Source organism: Acidiphilium sp. 20-67-58 (assembly GCF_002255515.1).
Taxonomy (GTDB): domain Bacteria; phylum Pseudomonadota; class Alphaproteobacteria; order Acetobacterales; family Acetobacteraceae; genus Acidiphilium.
This window is the reverse complement of record NZ_NCAS01000087.1, coordinates 1-2123: the sequence shown is the minus strand read 5'-3', so window position 1 is coordinate 2123 and position 2123 is coordinate 1. Positions and strand designations below refer to the sequence as shown.

General features: G+C 58.9%; 3 protein-coding genes. All 3 read left to right on the top strand.

The window, feature by feature from the left end; translation table 11 throughout:
- On the top strand, nt 1-951 hold a 951-nt coding region (gene soxC, locus B7Z76_RS15960; protein ID WP_291345230.1), incomplete at its 5' end, for a sulfite dehydrogenase.
- Nucleotides 935-1627, top strand: a complete 693-nt coding sequence (locus tag B7Z76_RS15955) for a c-type cytochrome (protein WP_291345228.1) — start codon at nt 935-937, stop codon at nt 1625-1627. The genes soxC and B7Z76_RS15955, both read left to right, overlap by 17 nt.
- 10 nt (nt 1628-1637) lie before the next feature.
- On the top strand, nt 1638-2096 hold the full coding sequence (gene soxX / locus B7Z76_RS15950) for a sulfur oxidation c-type cytochrome SoxX (protein WP_291345226.1): 459 nt from the start codon (nt 1638-1640) through the stop codon (nt 2094-2096).
- The last annotated feature ends 27 nt before the right edge of the window (nt 2097-2123 follow it).

The following is a 2123-nucleotide window of genomic DNA, read 5'->3' as shown; positions in this document are numbered from 1 at the left end:
TATCATGCGGGGCGGGTGAGCGTTGATCCGGCGAAGTGGGAGCTGATGATCATGGGGCTGGTGAACAGCCCGCTGTTGCTGAAGCTTGAGGATTTGAAGCGGTTTCCTTCGGTATCGCGGATTCACTTTTTGGAATGTCCGGCCAATGGCGCGACCGAATGGCCGGCGGCGCAGTTGAATTCGTTGCAATATACCCATGGTTTGATCGCCTGCGCGGAATGGACCGGCGTGAAGCTGTCAACGTTGCTGAATGAGGTTGGCGTCAAGCCGGAGGGCAAATGGCTGCTGGCGGAAGGCGGTGATGGCTCGCATTTGACCCGCAGTATCCCGATGGAAAAAGCGATGGATGATTGCATCGTGGCGTGGGGCCAGAATGGTGAGGCGCTGCGGCCTGAGCAGGGTTATCCGGTGCGGTTGATCGTGCCGGGCTGGCAGGGCAACCAGATGGTGAAGTGGCTGCGCCGGCTCGAGATCGGCACCAGCCCGTGGTACACCCATGAGGAGACCGCGAGCTATACGGAATTGCTACCGAACGGCAAGGCGCTGGGCTTTACCTGGGTGGCGGAAGCCAAGTCGGTGATCTCATTCCCGTGCCCGGAAAAGCCCCTGACGGGTGGCCCGGGTTTTTATGAGGTGCGCGGTTTTGCGTGGACTGGGCGTGGTAAAATCAAAGCGGTGGATGTCTCGTTTGATGGTGGCGTGAATTACACCCGTGCTGCGTTACAGGAGCCGGTGCTGGATAAATGCATGACGCGCTTTACCGTGCCTTGGCATTGGGATGGCAAGCCGGCGATGATCCAATCGCGTGCAACCGATGAGACCGGCTATGTGCAGCCGACGATCGTGGAAGCCCGCGCGGTGATGGGCACGGCGGCGGTGTATTTGAATAATGCAATCCAGACCTGGAATGTTTTGGCGGATGGGAGTGTGAATAATGTTCAGCTCGGCTAAATTATTTGCGTCCGTGGCGGCGGGAACATTGGCGATGGTGGCGGTGGCCGTGGCGGCCCCGGCAACATCGGCGCAGCCACAGGGTTATTATTCGATCGGCATGACGCCGGATGCAGCACAGATCGCGCAATGGTCGATTGCGATCAAACCGGATGGCAGCAATCTGCCTGCGGGTTCGGGCACGGTTGATGCGGGGGCCACGGTGTATGGCGCGGAATGCGCGATGTGCCATGGCACTTTTGGCGAAGGCGTTGATGCCTATCCAAAGCTGGTAGGCGGCGTTGGCGCATTGAAGACGCAGAAGCTTAAAACCGTCGGCAGTTACTGGCCGTACGCGCCGATCGTGTATGATTATATTAACCGCGCGATGCCGTTTTTTGCACCGCGTTCGCTCACCAACGACCAGGTGTACGCCATCACCGCGTATATTTTGAATTTGAATGGCATCGTGCCGGATAATTTTGTGGCGGATGCGAAGAGCCTGGCGGCGGTGAAGATGCCGAACCGTGATGGCTTCAACTTCAAGGACCCACGGCCTTTGACGCATGATGTTGCCTGCATGGCGCATTGCGCTGACCCGAAGGCATTGACGGTCACATCAGATGCCAGCAAGTCTGGGATCACGCCGCGCACGACAGGGCCGGTTGATACGATGCAGGGTTCACCTGCCAAATGAGGGGCGGAACATGAAACATTTTGCACTGGCGGCAGTCTCGACGATAGTTTTGGCCTCGAGCGCGATGGCGCAGAGTGCTCCGACGGCCCCGATGGCCTCTCCGATGGCCTCTCCGATGGCGGCGCCGATGGCCTCCTCAACGGCGGCCCCGGCCGCAGCGGCGCCGGCGGCAACCGCGGCGGCCGCAACGCCAACTGACCCCGTCTCAAGGGGTGAGGCGATTGCGTTTGACCGGGGCAAGGGGAATTGCCTGGCGTGCCATGTCATTGAAGGCGGCTCATTGATGGGCAATGTCGGCCCGGCACTGAAGGACATGAAAGTTCTGATGCCGGACCCCAAGCAGCTCTATGCGGTGATTTACAACGAACAGGCTCGCAACCCGAGCACCGTGATGCCGGCCTTCGGCAGAAACGGCATCCTGACACCGGATGAGATCAATGATGTCGTAGCTTATTTATATACCAAATGAGGTTTGAGAACATGCAAAACACCAAGA

Coding starts and splice junctions, on each gene's coding strand:
- B7Z76_RS15955 (WP_291345228.1), top strand. CDS start 935: ATGTTCAGCTCGGCTAAATTATTTGCGTCCGTGGCGGCGGGAACATTG.
- soxX (WP_291345226.1), top strand. CDS start 1,638: ATGAAACATTTTGCACTGGCGGCAGTCTCGACGATAGTTTTGGCCTCG.